Source organism: Faunimonas sp. B44, assembly GCF_052655945.1.
On sequence record NZ_JBQYEX010000004.1, the window covers coordinates 533,863 to 557,212 of the forward strand.

Here is a 23,350-nt window from a genome sequence, read left to right on the forward strand (position 1 = left end):
GGCGCCGGAAACTGGGGCAGCGCCCGAGCGGAAGTCCCCTAAGCTCCTCAAAATCCTCCTTCTTCTTGGACGCCACGCAGCGGCTGACACGTCGGCCAGGTTTGGCCTCTTACGCGCTTCCGCAAGACCTTCGTTCCAGGAAGACGAAGCTCACCGTGCCAGGATTGTGCCCGGCCGCGACGCTGCCGCCTCAGTTGGGGAGCAGTGCACAGAGCCGGCCCGTCATATTGCATGGAGAGGTGAATCCGCTACGCTCTCCAGACCACCGGTTGAATCGGGCGCCTGATCTCGGATGACACCCGCGACACAGAAGTTCTTCGAGCAGCCGATCCTGAATTCGCCTTACGCGGAGCCCTCCCGGCACTGGGAGCTCGACCTGCAGGGCCGCCCGACCGACCGGATCCTGCCCTCCCGCCGCAAGGCGGAGCTCGTCTCCGCCATACCGGCGCCGCGCAGGCGGACGCGCTTCGAGCAGCGCGAGATGGTCTACGACACCGGCCACGGGCTCTCCACCGACGCGCAGGAATACAACCCGACCCCGATCATCAACGAGCTCCGCCAGGAGATCGAGACCTGGCGGAACCTGCCCAATCCCGAGCAGTGGCAGGTGACGCCGGTCACCGCGACGCTCCTCAGGCACTGGCGCGCGCTCCAGAACGATCCCACGCGCCCGATCCGCCCCTTCTTCTGCCAGATCGAGGCGGTCGAGACCGCGATCTGGCTGGCCGAGGTCGCGCCGAAGGCGGGGCGCCGCGGGCGGCGCTTCCTCGACTGGCTGAAGGACGCCAATGCGAGCGCGACCGCGCCGGGGGCGCCCGAGCTCTTCCGCATCGCCCTGAAGCTCGCCACCGGCGCCGGCAAGACCACCGTGATGGCGATGCTGATCGCCTGGCAGGCGCTCAATGCGGCGCGGATGCGGAACTCGAAGCTCTTCTCGCGCGGCTTTCTGCTGATCGCCCCCGGCATCACCATCCGCGACCGGCTCCGCGTGCTCCTGCCGAGCGACCCGGACAATTACTACCGCCGGCTCGACCTCGTGCCGACCGAGCTGATGCCAGAACTCGGCGCCGCCAAGGTCGTCATCACCAACTACCACGCCTTCCAGCTCCGCGAGCGGATGCCGCTCGCGCGCGGCACGCGCGAGGCGCTGAAGGGGCACGGCGCGGACATCGCGACGCTCGAGACCGAAGGTCAGATGCTCCAGCGCGTGATGGCCGACCTCATGGGCCTCGGCCCGATCATGGTCATCAACGACGAGGCGCATCACTGCTACCGGGAGCGGCCGCAGGAGGAGGCGGTCGCGCTCTCCAGGGAGGAGAAGGCCGAGGCGAAGGAGAACGAGGAGGCCGCGCGGCTCTGGATCTCCGGCATCGAGGCGGTGAAGCGGAGCCTCGGCGTCGCCGCGGTCTACGACCTGTCGGCGACGCCCTTCTTCCTCGCCGGCTCCGGCTGGCCGGAGGGCACGCTCTTTCCCTGGGTGGTCAGCGACTTCTCGCTCATGGACGCGATCGAATGCGGGATCGTGAAGCTGCCGCGCGTCCCCGTCGCCGACAATCTCGCCTCCGGCCGCACGCCGCTCTACCGCAATCTCTGGCCGACGATCCGCGACAAGATGCCGAAGAAGGGGCGCGGTTCGGGAAAGCCCGATCCGCTCAGCCTGCCGATCGAGCTGCAGACCGCGCTCGAAGCGCTCTACGGCCATTACGAGAAGACCTACAACGCCTGGAGGGCGAAGGGCATCGGCGTGCCGCCCGTCTTCATCGTGGTCTGCAACGACACGGTGAACTCCGCCCTCGTCGCCGATTACATCGCCGGCTTCGAGCGCGAGACGAAGGACGGCGAAATCCATTTCCACCAGGGCCGGCTGGAGCTCTTCCGCAACTACACCGACGGCGGCGAGCGCCTGTCGCGGCCGCGCACGCTCCTCATCGACAGCCAGCGCATCGATTCCGGCGAGGCGATCGATGCGAAGTTCCGCGACGCCTACGAGGCCGAGATCGAGGCCTTCCGAAAGGAGAAGGCGCAGCGCGACGGCGCCGGCGAGGCGCAGAAGCTCTCAGACGAGGAGATCCTGCGCGAGGTGCTGAACACGGTCGGCAAGGCGGGCCGGCTCGGCGCCGAGGTGCGCTGTGTCGTCTCCGTCTCCATGCTGACGGAGGGCTGGGACGCCAACACCGTCACCCACATCCTCGGCCTGCGCGCCTTCTCCACCAAGCTCATCTGCGAGCAGGTGATCGGCCGCGCGCTCCGGCGCCTGTCCTACGAGACGGACCCCGCGACCGGCCTCTTCGGCGTCGAATATGCCGACATCATGGGCATCGACGACCTCAATTTCTCCGCCCAGGCGATCGCCGCCCCGGTGAAGCCGCCGCGCGAGATCGTCACGATCCGCGCAGTCAGCCCCGAGCGCGACCATCTGGAGATCGAGTTCCCGCGCGTCGCCGGCTTCCGCCTCGAGCTGCCGGGCGAGCGGCTCACGGCGGACTTCTCGCGGCTCGAGCCCTACGTGCTCGATCCCGACAAGGTCGGCTCTACGGAGGTGACGATGCAGGGCATCGTCGGCATGCCGGAGAAGCTCACCCTCGAGCACCTGAAGGCGATGCGGCCGTCGGAGATCGTCTTCCGCCTCGCCACGCACCTCCTCACCGAAAAGCTGCGCGACGCCGACGAGGCGCCGAAGCTCCACCTCTTCCCGCAGTGCCAGCGGCTCGTGAAGCAATGGCTCGATGCCGGCCTCCTCGTCTGCAAGGGCGGCACCGTGCCGGCGCAGATCACCTACAAGCAGTTCGCCGACGAGGTGACGGAGCAGATCGCCGCCTCCATCAATGTCGGCGCCGGCGGCGCGGGCGCGATCCGCGCCATCCTCGACCCCTACGCCCCCACCGGCTCGACCATGGACGTCGCCTTCAACGTCACCAGCGCCGACCTCTATTCGCCCGATCCCGACAAGAGCCACGTCAACTGGATCGTGCTCGATTCCGGCTGGGAGGCGCAGTGCGCGCAGGCGATCGAGGACCATCCGCGCGTCCTCGCCTACGCCAAGAACCACAATCTCGGCTTCGAGGTGCCCTACCTCGCAAAGGGCGAGCCGCGCCGCTACCGGCCGGATTTCCTCGTCCGGGTCGACGATGGCGGCGACACGCCGCTCACCCTCGTGCTGGAGGTGAAGGGCTTCCGCGGCCACGACGTGCCGCTGAAGGTCGCCGCGATCCGCGACCGCTGGGTCCCGGCCGTCAACCGGCTCGGCCGCTTCGGCCGCTGGGACTTCGGCGAGCTCCGCGACCCGTACCGGATGGCCGAGGAGCTCGACGAGCTGATCATGAAACATGTGGGGGGGAGAGCAGCATGATGTTCGAGAAGAGAGAGAGGCGACGCCTCAAGGAAGCTTGGGAGAATGAGTTTGCTCCAGCCGACGTCCTGCCCTCGGGCCTTCAATTGCAGCGAGAGCGAGCGTCCGCGAATCTCGCGCCGCTCATCCGGGCGCAAGCGGTGGATTATTTCCGTCTGCACAATGTCACTTGGCACACCCATGCCAATCACGCGCTCTCGTCGCAGGTGGCATGCCTGAACTTCCTGATGCCGCTTGCATCGCGACCGGTACTTTTGGCAAAGATAATTGGTCGTGCGCTTGATATGCCGCCGCCCAATATGCTTCCCGTTGAGACCGCGCCCGACGGCAACCCCTCATATGTTGGGTTTGAGTGGACTGGCCGACAGGACCATCTTAGCGAATGGCGTAACGGCGTTGTTAATCGCGGCCAGAACGCCACGAGCGCAGACGCGGTCGTCCGATTTGAGAACAAGAGTGGTGATCCAGAAACTATTCTTATTGAGTGGAAGTATACAGAACATTACAGCCGCAAGCCAACTGGAGACGCAGGCAATCCGACACGAATTGCACGCTATACGGACAAAGCGTTCGCTCCGAACGGTCCAATCCGAAACGACCTTGGCCTGAAGCTCGAGGACTTCTTCTACGAGCCGTTCTATCAGCTCCTGCGCCAGCAGATGCTGGCCTGGCGCATGCAGAGGGCGCAAGAGGACGGTGCGACCCGGGTCCGCGTCCTGCACATCTCGCCGGCCGGAAATCTCGCGCTCCATCGTGTGACGGCGCCGGCTCTCGCGAGATTCGGGACGGACGCCTTCGCCGTCTTCCGACATGTGCTTCAGGAGCCCGACGAGTTCATTTCTCGGACCACCGAGGCTGTTTTCGCCCGCCTTCTCTCCGAACCCGAGTTGGACGAACACACGCAGGCGTGGGTGCACTACCTCTGGAAGCGCTACGACTTTATGGCCGGAGCCGCTGAGTGAGCGACATCGCCTTCGGCCGGCTCCAGGACATGCCGCCGCGCGAGGCGTGGCGGCATGAGGCCCATGCGTTCACGCCCTGGCTTGCGGCGAACATCGATCATCTGGCCGCAGCGATCGGCATCCCGCTCGAACTCACCGGCCAGGAGGTGCGGGTCGAGGCGTTCGCCGCCGACATCCTCGCCCGCAACCCGCAGGACGACACGATCGTCCTCGTCGAGAACCAGCTGGAGCCGACCGACCACACCCATCTCGGCCAGATCATGACCTATCTCGCCGGGCTGGAGGCGCACACCGTCGTCTGGATCGCGCCGAGCTTCCGCGAGCCGCACCTCTCCGCCATCCGCTGGCTGAACCGGCACACCGCCGACGGCTTCGCCTTCTTCGCCGTGAAGCTCCGCGTCGTGCGCATCGGCGACAGCCCCTACGCGCCGGTCTTCGAGGTGGTGGAGAAGCCGAACGGCTGGGACCGGCAGGTCCATGCCGCACGGTCGGCGGCCGAGCCGAGCGAGATCGCCGCTTTCCGACGCGCCTTCTGGGACGCATACGCCGCCGCGCATCCCGAGGACCTCGAACTGGGCATCCGGCCGAGCGCTGCCAGCTCCATGTGGATGCCGCTCGGCGATGTCGTCGTCTCCGCATGGGTCGGCAAGGGCGGCGTCGGCGTGTTCGTGCGCGGGCATCGGGGCGCCGACGGCGAAGAGACGTTCGCAAGGCTTGCGCCCCACGCGGCCGAGCTCGAGCGCGCGCTCCAGGCGCCGTTCGGCGCCTCCGGCGACGCCCTCCTCGGGCAGGAGCGCAAGGCCGACATGAGCGACCGCGCGAACTGGCCGGCCGCCATCGACTGGCTCCACCTGACCGTCCACACCTACCGGCGGCGGCTCGCCGAACGGATCGGATCGCAATGATGGCCGACAAGAAAACCCCCGTCGAGGCGATCACCTACCCGCAGAAGCGGGCGAACATCCCGCCGGCGGAGCTGGAGAGTGTGCTCGCCGAGGACGACCGCCGGCCGGTCCGCGTCGCCTACGAGCGGCGCAACGAGGATCTCGACCCGCAGCTCGTCTGGCGCGGCAAGGACGTCTCCGACTGGTCCGACCTCGTGGTCGACGCGCCGCCCAGGGGTGGTTTTCGCTGGCTTGCACGAGGCCTCCTTGGGAGGTGAATTCAGATGCCCCAGTTGTACGTTGCCAATACGGATAACGAGTGGTTCGACTTCCTGAAATCACGACAGCCGTGGGATGAGATCAACTTCTGGAAGCCTTCTCAGCAAAACTTCAAAGCCATTGAGGAAGGTGGACTTTTCGTGTTTCGCCTTAAGGCACCGCGAAACGTCATTGGCGGATACGGAGTTCTCGTTAGCAGCATCAACGCTTCCATCCGCCTCGCTTGGGACTCAATCGGACAGGGGAACGGCATTCCGGATTTGGACTCGATGATCCGAGCCATTGCGCGCTATCGAACCTCTCGCCAAACAAGTGAACACTCTCTTATTGGCTGCCGCCTGCTCGCTAATCCGGTCTTTTTTGAGGAATCGGACTGGTTTGATGTACCGTCCGATTGGTCGAGCAACATAGTCACCGGAAAAGTGTACGCAGCCGAGTCGACGGAAGGCGCAAGGCTTATCACTGCCCTTGAACAGCGAACATCCCACGCAATTCTGTTTGAGCGAGATCGGCGCGATTTTGAAGGACTTTCGGAGGAAGATCAAAGCAGCTTCATTGCGCCGAACATGCCGAGCGCTGCCTTACGATTTGGGAACAGAACGACGATCGTTCCTCGACTCGGGCAAGGCTCGTTCCGCCTAGCTATCGCCGGAGTGTACGAGCACCGTTGTGCCTTGTCGGATACGCGCGTGATGCCTGCACTGGATGCGGTGCACATCCGCCCTTATGCTAGGGGTGGCGACCACTCGTTTGCCAATGGCCTGCTGCTACGAAAGGACATCCACAGCGTCCTTGATGCAGGCCTTGCTACAGTCGATCCCGACATGAGATTTCGGGTCAGTCCCCAAGTCAGGGAGATCTTCAACAATGGGAATGAATACCTTCAGCTGAACGGAAGGCTCTTACGTACGCCACGCCTTGAGACTCACCGCCCATCGATTGAGAACCTCCGATGGCATCGCGAAAACTGCTACATAGGCGATTGATCGAGATCCGCGTCGCCGGCCCATTCACGGTGGAGAGCCTCTCGCCGCACCGCTCCGTCGGCGTCGACGAGGACGGCGAGCTGATCGATGCGCTCGCCGCCTCCGAGGGGCTGCGCCGGCGCGAGGCGCAGGAGGCGGAGAACTATTACGAGGCGATCCTCGAAAACCTCCGCAAGGCCGGCGTCCAGCAGCGCGACCGGGCCGACCGCATCGCCTTCACCACCTTGAAACCCTGGCCCGGCGAGTACGTCTCCGCCGACGGCCGCTACCAGGAGGGCGAGAGCGAGAAGCGCGCCGCGATCTTCATCGGTCCGGAATACGGCACCGTGCAGCGCGCCGATCTCGTCGCCGCCGCGCGCGAGGCGGCCGAGGCCGGCTTCGACGTTCTGATCGCCTGCGCCTTCAATTTCGACGCCCATGCCGGCGAATTGCAGCGGCTCGGCGCCGTGCCGGTGCTGCGCGCCCGCATGAACGCCGACCTCCACATGGCCGGCGACCTGAAAGCCGGCGGCGGCAACCTCTTCGTCGTCTTCGGCGAGCCCGACATCGCGCTCAAGCAGGACGGCGACGGGCTCCGCGTCGAGCTGAAGGGCCTCGACGTCTTCAAGCCGCAGACCGGCGAGGTCGTCTCCTCCGACGCCGAGGACATCGCCTGCTGGTTCGTCGACACCGACTACGACATGGAGAGCTTCTTCGTCCGCCACGCCTACTTCCCCGGCGCGGACGTGCCCTACAAGGCGCTGAAGACGACGCTGAAGGCCGAGATCGACGAGGACGCCTGGGACAGCCTCAAGCGCACCGTCTCCCGCCCCTTCCCCAAACCCAAATCCGGCCGCATCGCGGTCAAGGTCATCAACCACCTCGGCGACGAGGTCATGAAGGTGCTGAGGGTGTGATGGGCGATTGGTTCGTGATGCAGAAACAGAGTGCTCAGGCAACGGGGCGAGAGACAGAAGATGGCAAGTTCCTGGTGCGTGTCGGATCGACAGCGATGAAGCATGGATCCCCAATTCAGAAGAGAGATAAGGAGGATCAGAAAAGTTTGGTGGACGCTGGCGTACTGATTCCCTGGGACGACGCTACGTATGTCTTCACTTGTGACCACGAGTTTTCTAGCGTGAGCAAGGCGACTGGTGTGATTATCGACGGAAATGCCAGCGGGCCGAAGCATTGGAAACATGTGAAAACCAAAGAAACGCTCCAAGATCGCCGAAGAATCCGTAAGCCGTGACCCTCCGCATCGCCTCCAGCTTCACCGGCGCGCTCGCGAGGTTGACGCCGCAGGAGCAGGGGCTGGTGAAGCAGACCGCCTTCGACCTGCAGATGGGCCTCGCCCGCCCCGGCCTCGCGCTCCACCGGGTCGACCGCGCGCGCGAGAAGGGCTTCTGGACCGCACGCGTCAACGACGACATCCGCATCGTGCTCCACCGCCGCGGCGAGGCGACCACCCTCGCCTATGTCGATCATCACGACGATGCCTATCGCTGGGCCGAGACGCACCGGCTCGACGCCCATCCCGTCACCGGCGCGGCCCAGCTCGTCGAGATCCGCGAGACCGTCGAGGAGATCGTCGTCCCCGTCTACGTCGCGCGGGAGGCGCCCAAGCCGCCCCTCTTCGCCGACACGCCGGAGGAGACGCTGCTGCGCTGCGGCGTGCCGGAGGACTGGCTCGCCGACGTCCGCGCCGTCGACGAGGACACCATCTTCGCGCTCGCCGGGCGCCTGCCGGCGGAGGCGATGGAGGCGCTCCTCGACCTCGCGACCGGCGTCGCGCCGCCGCCGCCCGCCCCCACCGAAGACCCCTTCGCCCACCCGGACGCGCAGCGCCGCTTCCTGCTCCTCACCGGCGAGGACGATCTCCGGCGCGCGCTCGACGCGCCCTGGGAGGACTGGGCCGTCTTCCTGCACCCGGCGCAGCGCGAGTTCGTCGCGCGCGACTTCGCCGGCCCTGCCCGCGTCATCGGCAGCGCCGGCACCGGCAAGACGGTCGTGGCGCTGCACCGCGCCGTCCGCCTCGCCCGCGCAAACCCGGACGCGGGCGTCCTCCTCACCACCTTCAACACGGTGCTCGCCGCCGCCCTCCGCCGGAAGGTCGCGACGCTGGTCGGCGCCGCCTCGCCTCTCCTCGACCGCATCACGGTGGCGGACCTTCCCGGCGCCGCGCACGCGCTTCACGAGCGCCTCGTCGGCCCGGTCCGGCTCGCGGACGACGATGACGTCGCCCGCGCGCTTCAGGCGGCCAAGCGCGACGTCGGGTTCGAGGTGGACGACCGCTTCCTCCTCGACGAATGGCGCCTCATCGTCGACGGCCGGCAGGTGCCGGACCGGGAGACCTATCGCGACCTCCCCCGCCTCGGCCGCAAGCGGCGGCTCGCGGGCGAACGCCGCGAGGCGCTCTGGACCCTCTTCGAGCACGCGCGGGCGCGGCTCGCCGCCGAAGGCCTCACCACCTACCCGGCCATGCTCGGCCGCCTCGCAACGCATCTCGCGGCGGCCGGCGCGGCGCCCTTCGACCATGTCGTCGTCGACGAGGCGCAGGACGTTTCGGCGGCTGAGCTCCGCATCCTCGCGGCGCTCGCGGGCGCGCGGCCGAACGGCCTCTTCTTCGCCGGCGACATCGGCCAGCGCATCTTCCGCCCGCCCTTCTCCTGGAAGTCCGAAGGCGTCGACATCCAGGGCCGCTCCCGCAGCCTGCGCGTCAACTACCGGACCTCGCAGCAGATCAGGCAGCAGGCCGACGGGCTCCTGCCCTCGACCCTCGTCGAGGCGGACGGCTCCGAGGACGACCGGCGCGGCGTGCAGTCGCTCTTCACCGGCCCGGCCCCGGTCGTGCGCGTGTTCGTGACGGTCGAGCAGGAGCGCGAGGCGGTTTCCGCATGGCTCGCGGAGCGGCTCGCCGAGGGCCTGGAGCCGCGCTCGATCGCCCTCGTGGTCCGCTCCCCCGAGCTCCTCGGCCGGGCCGCCGCCGCGGCCGCTGCCGCGAACGCGCCGACCTCGCCGGCGGGCGCCGAGCTGGACGCCGTCCGCCTCGCGACCATGCACGACGTGAAGGGGCTGGAGTTCCGTGCCGTCGCGGTGATCGCCTGCGACGAGGGCGTGATCCCGTCCGAAGCGCGCATGACGGAAGTTTCGGACGAAGCGAGCCTCGCGGAGGTCTACGCCACCGAGCGGCACCTCCTCTACGTCGCCTGCACGCGCGCCCGCGAGCACCTCCTCGTCACCGCCACCGAGCCCGCCTCGGAGTTCCTGCAGGATCTGAGCGAATAGAAGCGGCAGCCTACATGTTTGTTCCCATACTTTGTGGTCCACTTCTCACGCCGGAGCGGAAGGTTGCACGATGGGCACAGGTCGACCTGCGGTGTCGCGGGCGGCTTTGACAGTGTTTTTCACCTGCAGCGCCACCAAACGAATTGCCACTCCCTGGAAGATCTCTTTGGACGACTTGACCGGACGCCGCGACGAAGCTCCGGTTGAGTATCTCGTTGACGTCTTCTTCGTCATGGCTCCGTCCTCTCAAGGTTCGGAGCCTCCGGCAAACCCGGCGCGGTTCACATCAATGACGTCCGCTGTCCGACCAGCCGGTCGCGGACGCGATGCAGAACCTGCACGTCGAGCTGCGCCTCCGTCTTCAGCGCCACGAACCGCATCGTTGGCCGGGTCGCGGTCTCGGCGATCGCTTCCGCATCGCGATCATCATTCTTCTGCGCCTTGACGTAGGGCCGGACATACTCGGGCGACATCAGCCGCACTTCATGTCCCTGCCCAACCAGAACGCGCCCGAGGTGATGTGCTCCGCAGCACGCCTCCATCGCCACCACGCAGCCCGGCAGTTTCGTCGCAAGCGCTATGACGCCCTCTCGCCGCATCCGACGACGCAGCAGGACCCGTCCCGCAGCGTCCAAACCGACCACGCTGCAGCTGTTCTTGCCCAAGTCCACTCCGAGAATCTGAATGCCCTTCATGCTACCCTCCTGTCGCCACCCGATCATGGTGGAGGAGAGGGGCGGGCCATTCCATAAAGGGGGGCGAAGGCACAGGCGATCGGCGTCTCGCGGGGCGGCCGCACCACCAAAATGCACGTCCTCGCCGACCTCCTCGGCCGCCATCCATCTCACGGCGGGCAAGGTCCACCACCGCCCTCAACAAACGGGTCAGGTCAATCCAAGCCTCACTTATGACGAGACCGTTCACTGCGCTTGCCCCCTCTGTTCTGGGGAGCTGACGGTTGCGCCGAACAGGGTTTCGATATCACTCTCACTGACCGGCGGCGTAAGCATCTCGCGCGAGAGCTTGCGCTTTCGCTCAAGCAGTCTGTCCAGCGTAACATCGAATGATCCCTCGCCGTAATCAGGATGGACTGCCATTGGCACGTGCACGGTGACGGGTTTATCTTGACCGATCCGATACACGCGATCATTGCACTGGTCTTCGACCGCCGGATTCCACCAGCGACTCAGATGAATTACGTGGTTTGCGGCTGTGATGGTCAGACCAATCCCTGCTGCTTTCGGTGAGAGGACGAGGAGGTGAAAGCCTGGCGGCATTGCCTGAAACTCGTCAACGACTGCTTGTCGTTTTGCACCGGGCAGAGCACCGTTGATGATTGGCGGCTGCGACCTGATGGCGAACAGTGTCGTGCATGCTGCGGCGAATGCAGCCTGCACCGCTCGGTCTTCAAGGAACAGCAGCGCCTTTTCGCCCCGGCGTTCAATCTCATGCAGGATTGATACAGCCTGGGTGAGGCGCGCCGATCGAGAAACCCATTCCTGAACCGACTTCGGATCGTAAGGATCCACGCCCTCTGCACCGTCTGGATGAAGCGAGATGCCCCGAAACGCCTGGAGGGCTTTCAGCATGGCCCCTTTTGAGCGCTCACCCGTCATCGCCAGCCCAACTGCGCGCTGATAAGCCTCTGCCTGCGGCGCCGGCATCTGCAGTCGCCGCACCTGCACAGTCTTCGAGGGCAGACCCTCGAGGATCGCCTCCTTCATCCGCCGCAGCATCACGGCCGGAGCGGGCGGCATCGGATGCGGCTTGTCCATTTTGTCCTTCAAGGCGGACAGCGAGGCCGGGTTCTCATCCTCATGCTCCTTTGAGAATGCCCTCAGGGTACCGAGATAACCCGGAAAAACCCGGTCCATGATGCACCATAGGTCCTCAAGGCGGTTCTCAATCGGCGTGCCGGTGAGTCCAACTACGAAATCCGCATTCACCGCCTTGGCTGCGTGGGTATTGATCGTGCTCGGAGACTTTACCTTCTGCATCTCGTCGAAGACCACGACGGGATAGCCGACGCGTGCGAAAGCGCGATGGTTGTCGGCGAGCGTCTCGTAGGTCGTCAGAATCCAGTCCGCATCCCGCAGCGCCTGGACGTCGAGCGCATCCTCCGGTGTCCAGTCAGCGGTTTTCGGCCTCTTCAGGCGTTTCAGGTCCGGAGCAAACGCGTCGATCCTCCCCCCGAGAGCGCCCGCAGCTAGGTGGCGCTCCGCCTCCGCAGCCCAGTTCCGGAGCAATGCCGTTGGCGCCACCACCAATATGGGACCCGTTTGTGCTCCGCTTCCGACACACGGTCGGTTCTTCCTGAACCACGCGAGGAAGGCGAGAGCCTGATAGGTCTTACCCAGACCCATATCGTCGGCCAGAAGCACCCCGGGGAGTCCACTGGCCCACGCATCGACAAGCCAAGCGAATCCGTGGCGCTGATGTTCTTTCGGCCTGGAATGTGGGCAGAGGTCAGTTGGGAATTCACTTGGAATAGCTGCTTTGCGTGGCTTAAGCGCAGCAGAGAAGCGCAGTTCCTCCAGGTTCTGGTCGATATCGAGCACCTTCCGCTCTTCCGCTTCCTCCGCTGCACCCACGAGAGCGGCCCAATCCTCCTTGTTCTCCTCGGGCTCCGGCAGATTCTGGCCTCCGAGGAATGGCGCAATCGCCTGGACCACGTCCTCGACCAGATGCGGCGTGCCGTCCACATCGATGGTCGACCGACCCTCCGACCGGGCGGCCTCGACCTTGTCTGCGAGATCCTCCACGCGCGCGGGGGTAAGGTCGATCTTCGTGTCGCCAATCGCCACCGAAAAGCGCTCGGGCAGCCACTGCTGAGCCTTCTTCGTCAGCCACGGCAGCTTTGGAGGGTTCCATACCTGCAGGCCCGTCACTCGTTCCGAGTATTGAGCGGTTTCGACGAACAGAACAGCTGAAAGAAGGTCCGCGTCGTCGCCCCCCAAAGCCTCAGCGATGGACGGCCGAGGGTTACGGACGAAATCGCGGCGCTCCGTCAGCGGTGCTGCGCGCTTCAGCCGAACGACATCGAGTGCGCATTTCAGCGCTGGATCGAGCACCAGGAAGGTGTTGCGCCCGAGCACATAAGCGTCGTTTGTCGAACGACTGCGGGCCCAGCGTTCGCGGACAAAGGTGTCATGCAAGTCCGGCGTCAGGAGGGCAGCGTCTTCCGCGTTGGGCAGTGACGGTCTGACTCCGCCGCCTTCCTCGTCGAGAGGTGCATCGTCTTCAATAGAGTTCGCCCAATCGTGGCTCATCAGGATTGGCACGAAGTCGGGACCGCGCTCCGTCTCCCTTACGTCCAGAGCGAAGCTCCCAGCCTGGTAGATCGTCAGGCTGCCGAGATAATCATCGGCCCTGACCTCGCGTCCAATGGTGGCGCGGAGGGCGGATTGAACCGGTCGCCATGCAGCAACTCTCGCCTCCGTCGGTTGCCCCACCGTGCCGTTGAAGCCGTCGATCGCCTCCATCAAAGTGAAGAGGTTGGAGGACAAGCGACCGGTCTCCTCCCCCCATTGCAAGAACGCCCCTGTCCTCCTGGCGCTTACAGCCCGGGCCTTCTCGTCAAACCAGCGCGCACGAACCGAGCCCCCCAAAGTGTCCACGCGTCCATCGAACGACAGGGTAACCGACATCCGTGCAAGCGGCGGTAGGGCGATGGCCTGAGCAATGGACTGCGGGAGCGTTGCGGCTGCGGCATGGCTGAGAACAACACCGTTATCTGTCAGCTCCGCCGAGCCGGTCGTCAGCTGGCCAAGGAGCACGCGAGCGGCGGCGCCGGCAGACCCCTCGAGGTCAGTCCAGCCTGCCGGATTGATTATCGATTTCGAGAAGAGCCTCGAACGGGCCGCAATCACGCGAACGCCATCACCGTGAATGAGGGAGCGAAATCGGATGGCCATATCAGCGCACGACGTAGCTCGACGGACTTATACGAACGCCAGTCATGTTGTGGAGCTTCGCAGCAACCTTGCGCTGCCAGCTGTACGTCTCGGGCCCCATATGTGCCGTGCTGAATGTGGAGCGATCGATTGCATCGCCGGAATCCCATACATGCAGGAATTCACTCGACGTGTAGTACTTGCGGTAGAGGACGGGCGCTCCCCTCTCCGATGCATCGTTCCAAATATTGCATTTTCCGTTATGGCTCCAATCCGCAACAACACCGCGCCCTACCCGCAGAAGCAACACCGCATGCCCCTTCTGAACCTGCTTCCGGCCGCCTCCCTGAAATTGACCGAAAGAAGCTGCACGCCCAAAAGCTCGGCGCGCCTCCTCCACACCATAGGTATCAAACACAACCCAGGCTTCCTCGACTAGGCCCGCGTGATAAACTGCCTCCCAGAATGCTCTCCGATACTTCCACATCCGCTCGACTGCCACGCGGTCCACGATGTCGAGGAACTGGCGCAGAGATTGTTCCGTGAGCCACCGGCGTACGATGGCCTCTGCATCAGGCATCCTGACCCACCGGCGATGAGGGAGGCGAGGGTCATTGATGCGAGGATCTCCAAAGAGGGAGATCAGGAGCCCTAGGAACCGATCCCGCAGGATCTTGTCTGGCATTGTGTTGCCGAAAGGGATGAGCAGGGCATCCGCGACGAGAGGCGCAAGCTCGTCGAAACGGAGGCGAGCGCTCTCGTTCAAGGCCACCTGTCTGACGAGTTCCAGTCGTTCAAGGGGATCGGGTTCAGCTCCGTCGCGAAGGTGGCGGAGGATGGCCGCGACGCAGGCCCGCCCGAAACCCGTATCTGCGCCCAGCGCGCCCAGCCCGTTCGCGCGAAGGACCTCGCTGGGCGAGTTTCCCGACTGAATCGCAACCCTCCCTACCTTTGCCGGGCCCTCTTCAATGTCGAATAGGGCCAGCTCCTTCTGAAGTCCGGACCAAGGCCTTCCGGCTTCATCTGCTTTGGTCGCGAGGGTGCGGGCTACGTCCCTAATGCCTGGACGTCCAAGATCGAAGTCTCGAAGAAAGGCGGCGGCAAGCGCGCGGTAGGGCTTCCGGCGCTCGGACGGTTCGATCCTTGCGAGGATCGCCGCGAGGAGGGCGGGCTCGGCTGCAAGTGCCGGGTCGGTCGTCCAGAGGCACCAGGCTGCGTCGCGTGCCTCTTTCCATGACAGCACGCCGCCCTCCCGAAGCCGAGTCCTCAGTTCATTCGAAATCGCGTCGTAGTCTTTGCCCCGCCGGGTCGCCATGTCCTCTGGAGGGCGCTGTTCCATTCTTTCAGCTTCCGCTACCGTGACTGGCACCGCCCTGAGCTTCAGGGGGGGAAGCCGAGCCTCAAGAATCGATCTGATGGCCTCCCGCAGACTGCTCACGAGCCATCCCCGCTCGCGTTAACGAGGCGGTCAATCTCGATCTTCATCTCGTCAGTGAGGCCCATAATCTGTTGAAGCCGCTTGCGGTTATCGACCTCCATCACGAATCGCAAATCGATCCGCCTGTTCTCCTCCCAAGCCGCTTTAGTTTCGGCCGCATTGATGGGACGCGTGGAGGAGTAGCCGGACACCGAGAGCACTTCTTCGCTTTTCTCGTTTCGAAGGTCACGCAGGGAGGGTGCCGCAGTCACGAGGGCGCGATACGTATTCACCGCGCGCTCAGTTGAGAGCTGCCAGTTTCGTTCATCATTGCCTGTCACGTCGGTGTGACCTTCGACGAAGACGGTCTCAACGAATGCCAATCCAGAGCTTGAGCATCTTCTATCCGTCAATCCGGAATCGCACGCACTGTAGTTCGGAAGGACGTTGGCCAAGACTAGCGCAATCGTCTCGACATTAGCGCGCGCCTGGCTTCCAAGCTCCGTGCTATTAACGGGAAAACGCACGGCCTCTTCTGTCAGTCTCAATACCCCATGAGCCTCATCAATCTGGACATGCAACCCCCGACTGGCGAGTTGGTTCTGAATGTCCTCCAGCATACGACGACGTGTATCCTGTGCCTCGTCCAAGGAGGAAATCTGCTCTCGCACTTCTTCCTCCAGTTCGCTCAACCGCTGAGCTATCTCCTTTGCGATCTCAATGGCGTTCTCCTGCACGTCAGTCTGAGTACGGAAATCAAGAGCGAAAACCATAAGCATAATGATGAAGATAAAGAGGATACCGACCATCATGTCGGTCATCGACACAAAATAGTTTTCACCCTCTTCGGCCGACCCTGGAGAGACCTCTTCTTGGGCGATCATAATCGAGCTCTACTCCGCGGCTTCGCGTACAAGAACACGGCGGAGGCCGTCGGCCGCTTCTTCAATACCCTCAGCGCTCTCCTGCAAACTTTCAAGGGTTGGCGTCAGGTTTTGGATCGCCTTTGCGAATCCCTCGTCAACGCGGGCTGCGTAGTCAGCGAGCGTCTGCCCCTGCTGGTGGGTTGCCTCTGCGAGTTTCGCAACAGCGCTGCCCAACTCCGCATCAACTTTCTCGAACTGGGCCGCGTAGGTCGACCAGAGATTGCCCAAGTGCTCGATGTGGGACTGTAGCGCAGCCGCCAGACTCCGCGATGCCTCTTGCTCAACGCCGAGGGCAGACACGGCTCGCTCGATGACCTGCGACATCTTCTCGGTGGCACCAGCCACGCGTTCGCCGGACTGGACCAAAGGCACCGACGCCGTGCGGACGTCTTGAGCCGTGCGGCTGAAGGCGTCCGAGACCAGGCGCGATTGATCGCTCGCTTCGCGAACGGCGTTCGCCTGCGCGGCCAAGCTGGCTTCCGAGGCGCTCAGGGCTTGGCTGAAGCTCTGAATCTCAGAACGGATCGCCTGCATTGCCTCCGCCAACCCTTCTCTTAGTGCTGTCGCCGCCTCAGTCGCGATGGCACCGATCGCAGCAGTGGCGCTCGCCTGCGCGGCCGTCACATGCTCCCGCGTCTGGTCGAGCTGCCGGGCCAAGGTTTGTTGGAAGTTGCCAACACCCGAATTGAGTCCGGAGATCTGCGCTTCGAGTCGATCAAGCACTCGGCCCATTGCCTCCTCGATCTTCGCTGATGCGCCGGCTGCGGAGCTTCCGAGCTCCTTCTCCACCTGCGTATTTGCGCGCTCGAACGTCTGCTGAAGTGCTTGGACAGCATCCAGAAGAGCATTGCGACTCTTTTCGGCGCTACCGTCGAGCCGCTCGCCGGCTTGGCTAATGAGTCTGTTGAGGTTTTCGGCTGACTCTGACATGCGCCGACCAAAGTCTTCTCCAGTCCCGGATATGCCCCGCTGTGTTGCGAGGAGGGAGTCATGAACGGTCTTCAGAGTGAGAGACAGCTCTCTAAGCTCCGCACCGGCCCCGTTTTGGACCCCTTGCGTGAACCGCTCGATCAGCTCGGAAACACCGCTCTGGCTGCTCTGCTCAATACGGCCGATCACATCATTCATCTTGTCCGTGACCGGGGTCATGGCCGTGGCGAAAGCCCGCTGGATCTGCGGCGAAACGGCTTCTCCCATTCGCGCGAAAAAGTCTGAGCTGTTGATCTGCTTCAGTTCGCTGACCTGAGCCGCCAAATGCTCATTCATCTGAACCGTGATAGCCTGCGGTGGCATGTAGCGCAGCCGCTTTTCCACCGAGTGGCAGAACTTTTCGAAAGCATCTTCGATCGCGATTATGTAGGCGCGGAACAGGAACGACAAAACGATCGAGACGCCGAGACCGGCGATTGACGTTGCGAACTTGAACGTAGCCACCTGTAGCAGCTGACGTGTGGCGATCTGCATGCCTTCCGCATCACTGCTGCTTACTGCCCTGGCTGCTTCATGCAAAGCTAAAACAAGCCCGATGAAAGTCAGTAGAAGACCTGTGCCTACGAAATAACTGGGGATACTCCCCATCATCTTCAGGCCGAACAGCTTTTCTCGTGCAACGTTAATGTTGATGAAGCTCTGCGGCCTAACAGTGTTTCTGATAGGCTCCCTATCGGTGGGAGGCCTAACGAGCGTTTCGTCGAACTCCTTCCATGCGTGCTGAAGAAGAGACTTTCGGGAGATACGCTGGTGGATCGTATCATACGCCTGCGCGAAATCGGCCATCGTCTGCGCGCGTGTAATTCGGAGGCGAGCGCTCCACAGGCTCACCCATATGGCAGCGACATGGAGAATGAGGAATGCTACCGCTAGGCCCAATCCAGCGGCCGCGAGAGCGGATGCGATCGCAAAAGCGAACTCGAGTGTGCTGACGCGCTCGAGTTCACCGCGGAAAGCTCCCTTGATAACATCGGCGATTAGACCGAAATCAAGCCACGACCACCACTGCGCGACACCCCACACCACACCGCACACCAAGCCCCAGAACGCTAGGATTCGCAGTGGTGCACTCCAGGCAATAGCGCTGAGCCGCATGATATCCCCTGGTTTCGCAAATTCAGGTCGCCCGGGTTAAGTCGCCCGGTGCAGGGAGGTGTAATGCCACTCTGCAACTTTTCGTCGTACCTTCAAGAGCCTTACGATTCCTTCATGCCGCGACCCATGCGAGGGACGCAGAAACAATGGACTATCATCCTGAGCGCTCGCATCTAGGATAAGATGCTTCCGAGGTCGTCTGGCATCCCTGTGGCCGCGGCTCCCAAGGAAGCTGCGTTGGCGGCTGGGGCCTCCGGCTGCACATCGACCACAATCCCGAATTGACTGCCGCCGATACGAACACCTGCTGACCTGCCGCTGAGTTTTTCGTCCAGCAGCTTTCGCTGCCTGCAGGATGCGACTCGATGAGCGGCGGATCGAGAAATATCGGCTCGCGAATCTCGGAGAGCAACTTCAGGCACAGCAAGAGGCTCGAGCACGCCGATTCCGAAATTGCACTGCCAATACGACCTATCTCGGCAACAGCTCCTCGACCAGGGTAAACTGCGACTAACTCCGCGGCCTCACAGCACCCCCTCCCCCTCCAGAACCTAGATGCAGGCCCGGACCGTCTCCTCGGTCACGGGCGTGAAGTCCATCACGTGCAGGCGGAGCCACTCGTAGGAGTGCTGCCATGGCTCGCGGCCGCTGAGCCAGGCCATGACGTTTTCAGGCTTGTAGAAGGTCCGATTCCCCCTCCCCCGCCGCATGGGTTCAGGCTCTGGTCCTGTGCCACGGACCCGCCAGTTGGCGAGGCTCTGCAGCGAGACGCCGAGGATCGCGGCCAGCTTCCGGCTCCGGATCGGGCGCCAGGGGGGCGTATCTGCGTGGAGCAGCTGGTGGAGCAGCTCCTGGGTGCGGACTGTGTCGAACATGCCAGTAATATAGTGAGCGCAAAGTCAGCTGTTGCTGCAAGGTGCAGCATTATGCATCACCCGTCTTTTGATTCTTCATGATGTCATACTTACATCTCCACTGTGAATCTTTGTGGAGATTATCTATGAAACTTAGTGATCGACTCAACCCCAATGAGCTCCTCAGCTCGGCGGAGGTCATGCACATCCTGAAGTGTTCCTACAATCACCTGCGCAAGCTGCCGCTTGCCTTCATCCGTCTCGGTCGCGTGATCCGCTACCGGGCGGCCGACGTGCAGGCATTCATCCAGGGGAAGAGCCATGTGTGAGTGCCGTACCGTTCACTTCAAGGACGGGCCGAAGGAGATCCCCGTCGCTCCCCTCCTGCGCCGGGTCGTGGTCCCAAACGGTCCCGGCAAGACGGTCGACATCGCGATTGTGCTCTGCCCCCTCTGCGGTGAAGAGCACAGGCACGGCTGGGGCAGCGGACCGCGTACGCCGCACTGTGTTGGAGGCCCTCCGAAGGGGGTTGGCGACTATTACGTCGACTGCCCGGAGGACACGCCTCGGCAGAGACGATAGCTCGGGATCTGGCTGTGCGCGGCTTCGGTTGCGCACAGTCGACCAAATAGGGTGTTGAAGTAGGCTGGCGATTCGCCAGATGTTTCATGTTCGAAATGGCAGGTGGCTTGCGGAGCGATCAGGACATTCCATTCTGTCCCAGTGTCCCACTGTCTCGGCTGTTTTAGATTAGCTCAAGGAAAATAAGTAATAATTATGCGCTGATGTTCTTGGTTCGCAATGCGATTTTTATAGCAGAGAGCGTCCTGGACGAGGTGGGACATGGGACAGCCGGGACACTATCCAAGGGTCCCCCCCACCTGCAAAGGAGAGGGTGCCAATGGCACCCCTCTTTCTGCTACTCGGCAGCGTCGAGCAGGATAGGCATGAGCAGGCCGTCCCGGAGCTGCTGCGTGGTCGCCACCTTCCACCGATCGATGTTGCGCCACACCCAGACCCGACGCTTCAGCGCAGTACCGAAGCGTACCTGTCGGAGGTACTCGCAGCCCAGTGCCTTCAGCGCATCAGTGACCTCGCGGATGCCAGGGAAGCGTCCCTTCATCCGGTTGGCAATGGCCTCGCGAACGTCCTCGACCGTGAGGAAATCTCGCCAGAAGGGGCTGTCCAGCTCATCCATCATCGCCTGGACCTCCTGCTGGACCACCGGCTGGGACCATTTCAGGATCTCGGCCTTCGCATCCGTCATGGGCGGAGTGACGGCCGGGTTGAAGTGCGAGATGTCGCGCTTGAGCAGGTCGGCCAGGAAAGCAGGCGCTTGGTCGAGCCCAACCGTGAACAGTTGCTTGTAATAGGCACCGTCCTTCGGTTCAGCCTTCGAGTTCAACACAAAGTAGCGGCGATCTCCGCCCCCGAGCGAGATAGGCGTGGCATGGTTGGAGATAGCCAGCATCACACGAGGGGTTCGGGCAGAGTACTTCTTCACATGCTTCTCGTTGACCGTCACAGTATCCTCGGTGATCCAGGTCTTGAGGTTTTCAAAAGCCTCCCGTCTCTCGAAGACCCCGAGCTCCTCGATCACCAGCCCCTGACGGTTGCCCATCTGCGCGGTCCAACCGTCGGTCAAATCCGAGCTCTCGGCGACGAAAACGTTGTCCGGTCCGAAGAGCTGCTTGAAGAGCTGCCCGAAGAAGCTCTTGCCCGTCCCCTGCTTGCCAATCAGAAGGAGCACGTGGTGAATCTTCTCCTGCGGCTTCTGCACGGCATGCGCCAATGCATCGACGAAATGAGCAAGCTCCTTCGGTGATTGGACGATGTACGCGAGGTGCTCCCAGATGACGCTTGCGTCGCCCTCAAGGGGCTCCACGCCGCCGGGACGCCAGAGGTTGAAGACCTCGCGCCCCTTCTCGTCCGTGAGATATAAGCGGCTGTCGCCGGGACGGTAGTCTCCGAGCTCCACCTTGCGCGTGAATCGCATCCGAACGAGCACCGAGTGCGGCGTCGGCTGTCCCGTCAGGTGGTGGTGCTTCCCGGAGAATGAGGACGCGCTCAGAGAGCGACCCGTCTCCACGTCGAGATAACGCTCCCCGACGTAGTCGTAGACGTTCTCGCGCATGAGCCCGGCGACATCGGGATTCAGGTGCCCTAGCTGGACCGGAGTGGTGAAACCCTCTTGGCCATAGAAGGGGCAGGACTTGCAGCCTTCGAAGCCCAGGTTTCCGGCAATAAAACCGCAGGAGCGCGGCTTCTCGTTCCGATCCAGCCTCCCATGTGCCTCCTCGGGGTTATATCGGTCGTACACCTGCGAGTTCTGGTGAAACAGCTCCTCGCCGTTCTCGCAGAACTTGGTGATGCCGGCCAACGCGAACCAGTCGTTCTCCCCGAGCTCGGCTGCATTCTCCATCGCCCAGTCCACCCAGGCACAACCGGCGCGCACCGCGTCGAGCGACGGCAGCGTCGGTTCCAGGTTCTCCTGCTGCTTCTTGCGGCGGCGACGAGACTTGCCCTTCGGCGCCTTCTTCGGCGTGTGGGCTTCAACGAAGGCCCGGATCTCCTCCAGCGGATAACGACGGTCCTCGTGGAACTCGACGAGTTCGACCGCCTTCGCGGGGTCGGTCTTGTGGTTCAAGGTACCCGGCATGCGCGTGATCCGAGGCAGGTCGCCGACCGTGTCCAGGTGACGGCCCTTGCTCTTCAGCAGGGCAATGAACACGGCCTGGAACGCCTGCGAAAGATCCCTTGCCTGCTTGCGCTCCTCCGCCGTCGTCAGAACCAAGGGCTTTTCGAACAGGTAGTCGAGGTAGTTGCCATTGCCCGAGAAGCGGATCGCGGTCGGCTTCGGAAAACCAGCCTCCTCCAGATAGCCGAGGACCTCCTCCAGAGACTCTGGCAGTTCGTCATTTCGCTTGTGAACGCCGGCGACCGGGGACTTCAGATCCGGATCAAGGAAGAAGCCCGGAAGGACGGACACCATGTCGGCTCCGCCACGACCCCTGTCAGGGCGCTGCCCATACACATGAAAGCTGTGGTAGACGTCGTTGGCGACGCTCACGCCCTGCATGTAGGCGATCGCGTCGTCGAGACGGTTGATCTCGAACCAGACCGTCTTCTTTGTCGCGCCGTTGAAGACCGACAGCCATCCGTCGGAAATGTCGCGGTAAAGGTGGTGAAGGTAGTGCTTTTCCATTGCCAATCCTGCTGTTTCGGCAGGAGAATCCCGCCGTCGAGCGTGATGTGCACACTGGAAAAAATCGCCGCTAGGAACGCTCGGAAAAACCTCGGAAAAAATGAATTCAGTTTTTTCCGAACACGAAGACGCCGCTAGTCCTGATTGTTAGTGAAAGCCGCTTCCGCAGCATCGAGGTTGTTGGCCCCTCTTCTCCGAATTGCTCTTCATACATCTTCTTGAGATCTTCGTAGAATTTTTCTTCTTAGGCAAAGTGCGTTCACTCCCCGTAGTTGATACGTCGCTCCAGCTCGCCTTCTATCCAAGGCCAATTGAACTTTTCTGGCCTTCCTCCCTTTGACCCTGTATTTTTATCTTAAATACCTTCCTCACATCCTTTCTGTTCATCCTAATTCTGCTGTAACTTGAGAAATGCACCAATAAGGAAACGTCAACAACTCTATTCTCTAGCACAAGCCTGCTTCTCTCGACATCGGCCACACCATCTTGCCATGCCGTCGGTGGTATGTCTTCATACTCTCCCGGCACAATATCTTCACGTTCGATGTCGGGTGTGAAACGACCTTCGGATACCAATCGTCCCTCTTCGAGAGCGGCAATCAGGTTGTCTTTGTTTGAGACGAACGCAACTGCCTCGGCGAGGCTCATTTTTTGCCGTTCGAATCCGTTCGGCCTCTGCCCTTGATCCACCACCTCGGTTCGTCCCCGCCGCAACATGAACTGCGGCAGGGCGGATAGCGGATCAGGGGGTGAGAGTCACGATCGCGGTATCACTCGTCCTCGAGGGCCGGCAGCCCCGACCCCGAGAAGGCCTCCTCATAGGCCTCCGAGATCCGACGTTCGACGTGAAGGATCAGGCTGGAAATCGGCATGTCACGCTCCCGCATCAGCAGGATCGCACGACGGAAGTTGATGAAGGTCTCGTCGTCGTTGGCGAGAATGCCCATGTCGTCATTCTCGTAGAAGACGTCGAGGTGGTAGGCTACCTCGTTGACCATGTTGATGAAATTGCGGACGAGCTGCTTGTCCTGAGCCATTCTCGGTGCTCCAGAATTTTGAAATGCGCGCGGCGGCGGGTTCATTGAAGTCCGGCGCTCTGGCCGGAAGGGGTGGACGATTTTTCTGAGTTCGCAGGCGGATCGGCGGCCCTTGGGCCCACACGCGCTCCGCCCGAGAAATCGGGAACTCACCATTTCACATGGCCGCCTCCCTCAGCTTCAGGGCGATCTTGGCGGCCTCCAGG

The 23,350-nt window shown here is 62.9% G+C and carries 18 protein-coding genes and 1 pseudogene; 9 read left to right on the forward strand and 10 right to left on the reverse strand.

All coding sequences use genetic code 11. The features are described 5' to 3' along the window. Window positions 1-292 precede the first annotated feature (292 nt). The 8 genes from ACUN0C_RS11535 to ACUN0C_RS11570 are packed head-to-tail and all read left to right on the forward strand — an operon-like array spanning window position 293 to window position 9,727. On the forward strand, window positions 293-3,349 hold the full coding sequence (locus ACUN0C_RS11535) for a BPTD_3080 family restriction endonuclease (protein WP_445466500.1): 3,057 nt from the start codon (window positions 293-295) through the stop codon (window positions 3,347-3,349). Beyond that, the gene (locus ACUN0C_RS11540) at window positions 3,346-4,311 is read left to right on the forward strand and encodes a PGN_0703 family putative restriction endonuclease (RefSeq protein WP_445466501.1); all 966 of its coding nucleotides are present in this window, start codon (window positions 3,346-3,348) and stop codon (window positions 4,309-4,311) included. The genes ACUN0C_RS11535 and ACUN0C_RS11540 overlap by 4 nt, the downstream gene beginning before the upstream one ends. Continuing rightward, window positions 4,308-5,216 (forward strand): hypothetical protein, encoded by a 909-nt coding sequence (locus tag ACUN0C_RS11545; protein ID WP_445466502.1) that lies wholly within the window; start codon window positions 4,308-4,310, stop codon window positions 5,214-5,216. Before ACUN0C_RS11540 ends, ACUN0C_RS11545 begins: the two co-directional genes overlap by 4 nt. Further along, window positions 5,216-5,473, forward strand: a complete 258-nt coding sequence (locus ACUN0C_RS11550) for a hypothetical protein (protein ID WP_445466503.1) — start codon at window positions 5,216-5,218, stop codon at window positions 5,471-5,473. Before ACUN0C_RS11545 ends, ACUN0C_RS11550 begins: the two co-directional genes overlap by 1 nt. Before the next feature lie 6 nt (window positions 5,474-5,479). Beyond that, a complete protein-coding gene (locus ACUN0C_RS11555; RefSeq protein ID WP_445466504.1) occupies window positions 5,480-6,460 on the forward strand; it encodes an HNH endonuclease in 981 nt (326 codons plus the stop codon). Continuing rightward, entirely contained in the window at window positions 6,457-7,356 is a 900-nt protein-coding gene (locus ACUN0C_RS11560; protein ID WP_445466505.1) for a hypothetical protein, read from the forward strand. Before ACUN0C_RS11555 ends, ACUN0C_RS11560 begins: the two co-directional genes overlap by 4 nt. Further along, on the forward strand, window positions 7,356-7,691 hold the full coding sequence (locus ACUN0C_RS11565; protein WP_445466506.1) for a DUF4357 domain-containing protein: 336 nt from the start codon (window positions 7,356-7,358) through the stop codon (window positions 7,689-7,691). Before ACUN0C_RS11560 ends, ACUN0C_RS11565 begins: the two co-directional genes overlap by 1 nt. Continuing rightward, entirely contained in the window at window positions 7,688-9,727 is a 2,040-nt protein-coding gene (locus tag ACUN0C_RS11570; protein WP_445466507.1) for a UvrD-helicase domain-containing protein, read from the forward strand. The genes ACUN0C_RS11565 and ACUN0C_RS11570 overlap by 4 nt, the downstream gene beginning before the upstream one ends. A gap of 45 nt (window positions 9,728-9,772) precedes the next feature. On the opposite strand, the gene ACUN0C_RS11575 is transcribed toward ACUN0C_RS11570, so the two are convergent. From ACUN0C_RS11575 to ACUN0C_RS11605, 7 genes and pseudogenes are all read right to left on the reverse strand, one after another. Continuing rightward, complete coding sequence (locus ACUN0C_RS11575) at window positions 9,773-9,961, reverse strand: hypothetical protein (protein WP_445466508.1); 189 nt, start codon at window positions 9,959-9,961, stop codon at window positions 9,773-9,775. Window positions 9,962-10,011: 50 nt separating this feature from the next. Then, a pseudogene (locus ACUN0C_RS11580) lies at window positions 10,012-10,422 on the reverse strand (IS110 family transposase); the annotation flags it as partial. A gap of 225 nt (window positions 10,423-10,647) precedes the next feature. Then, window positions 10,648-13,233, reverse strand: coding sequence for a DEAD/DEAH box helicase (locus tag ACUN0C_RS11585; protein WP_445466509.1), 2,586 nt, complete (start codon window positions 13,231-13,233; stop codon window positions 10,648-10,650). A 409-nt stretch (window positions 13,234-13,642) separates the two neighbouring features. Beyond that, window positions 13,643-14,959: an EH signature domain-containing protein gene (locus tag ACUN0C_RS11590; RefSeq protein ID WP_445466510.1), complete on the reverse strand. Its 1,317-nt coding sequence runs from the start codon at window positions 14,957-14,959 to the stop codon at window positions 13,643-13,645. A 95-nt stretch (window positions 14,960-15,054) separates the two neighbouring features. Next, window positions 15,055-15,921, reverse strand: coding sequence for an OmpA family protein (locus ACUN0C_RS11595; protein ID WP_445466511.1), 867 nt, complete (start codon window positions 15,919-15,921; stop codon window positions 15,055-15,057). A gap of 9 nt (window positions 15,922-15,930) precedes the next feature. Further along, window positions 15,931-18,048 (reverse strand): anti-phage ZorAB system protein ZorA, encoded by a 2,118-nt coding sequence (gene zorA, locus ACUN0C_RS11600; protein WP_445466512.1) that lies wholly within the window; start codon window positions 18,046-18,048, stop codon window positions 15,931-15,933. Window positions 18,049-18,599: 551 nt separating this feature from the next. Continuing rightward, window positions 18,600-18,923 (reverse strand): hypothetical protein, encoded by a 324-nt coding sequence (locus tag ACUN0C_RS11605; protein WP_445466513.1) that lies wholly within the window; start codon window positions 18,921-18,923, stop codon window positions 18,600-18,602. 125 nt (window positions 18,924-19,048) lie between these two features. On the opposite strand from ACUN0C_RS11605, the gene ACUN0C_RS11610 reads away from it, so the two are divergent. Further along, window positions 19,049-19,231 carry a helix-turn-helix domain-containing protein gene (locus ACUN0C_RS11610; protein ID WP_445466514.1) on the forward strand — a complete coding sequence of 61 codons (183 nt, stop codon included), beginning with the start codon at window positions 19,049-19,051 and terminating at the stop codon, window positions 19,229-19,231. Between the two features lie 590 nt (window positions 19,232-19,821). Here ACUN0C_RS11610 and ACUN0C_RS11615 read toward each other — a convergent pair. From ACUN0C_RS11615 to ACUN0C_RS11625, 3 genes are all read right to left on the reverse strand, one after another. Continuing rightward, entirely contained in the window at window positions 19,822-22,107 is a 2,286-nt protein-coding gene (locus tag ACUN0C_RS11615) for a primase-helicase family protein (protein ID WP_445466515.1), read from the reverse strand. A gap of 297 nt (window positions 22,108-22,404) precedes the next feature. Then, window positions 22,405-22,755, reverse strand: a complete 351-nt coding sequence (locus ACUN0C_RS11620) for a hypothetical protein (RefSeq protein ID WP_445466516.1) — start codon at window positions 22,753-22,755, stop codon at window positions 22,405-22,407. Window positions 22,756-22,877: 122 nt separating this feature from the next. Beyond that, entirely contained in the window at window positions 22,878-23,144 is a 267-nt protein-coding gene (locus ACUN0C_RS11625) for a hypothetical protein (RefSeq protein ID WP_445466517.1), read from the reverse strand. Between the last annotated feature and the right edge of the window lie 206 nt (window positions 23,145-23,350).

Bases quoted from the DNA above. Each gene is read 5' to 3' on its own strand.
- ACUN0C_RS11535 (WP_445466500.1), top strand. From the start codon at position 293: ATGACACCCGCGACACAGAAGTTCTTCGAGCAGCCGATCCTGAATTCG.
- ACUN0C_RS11540 (WP_445466501.1), top strand. From the start codon at position 3,346: ATGATGTTCGAGAAGAGAGAGAGGCGACGCCTCAAGGAAGCTTGGGAG.
- ACUN0C_RS11550 (WP_445466503.1), top strand. From the start codon at position 5,216: ATGGCCGACAAGAAAACCCCCGTCGAGGCGATCACCTACCCGCAGAAG.
- ACUN0C_RS11555 (WP_445466504.1), top strand. From the start codon at position 5,480: ATGCCCCAGTTGTACGTTGCCAATACGGATAACGAGTGGTTCGACTTC.
- ACUN0C_RS11565 (WP_445466506.1), top strand. From the start codon at position 7,356: ATGGGCGATTGGTTCGTGATGCAGAAACAGAGTGCTCAGGCAACGGGG.
- ACUN0C_RS11575 (WP_445466508.1), bottom strand. From the start codon at position 9,961: ATGACGAAGAAGACGTCAACGAGATACTCAACCGGAGCTTCGTCGCGG.
- ACUN0C_RS11590 (WP_445466510.1), bottom strand. From the start codon at position 14,959: ATGGAACAGCGCCCTCCAGAGGACATGGCGACCCGGCGGGGCAAAGAC.
- ACUN0C_RS11595 (WP_445466511.1), bottom strand. From the start codon at position 15,921: ATGATCGCCCAAGAAGAGGTCTCTCCAGGGTCGGCCGAAGAGGGTGAA.
- zorA (WP_445466512.1), bottom strand. From the start codon at position 18,048: ATGCGGCTCAGCGCTATTGCCTGGAGTGCACCACTGCGAATCCTAGCG.
- ACUN0C_RS11605 (WP_445466513.1), bottom strand. From the start codon at position 18,923: ATGTTCGACACAGTCCGCACCCAGGAGCTGCTCCACCAGCTGCTCCAC.
- ACUN0C_RS11610 (WP_445466514.1), top strand. From the start codon at position 19,049: ATGAAACTTAGTGATCGACTCAACCCCAATGAGCTCCTCAGCTCGGCG.
- ACUN0C_RS11615 (WP_445466515.1), bottom strand. From the start codon at position 22,107: ATGGAAAAGCACTACCTTCACCACCTTTACCGCGACATTTCCGACGGA.
- ACUN0C_RS11620 (WP_445466516.1), bottom strand. From the start codon at position 22,755: ATGAGCCTCGCCGAGGCAGTTGCGTTCGTCTCAAACAAAGACAACCTG.
- ACUN0C_RS11625 (WP_445466517.1), bottom strand. From the start codon at position 23,144: ATGGCTCAGGACAAGCAGCTCGTCCGCAATTTCATCAACATGGTCAAC.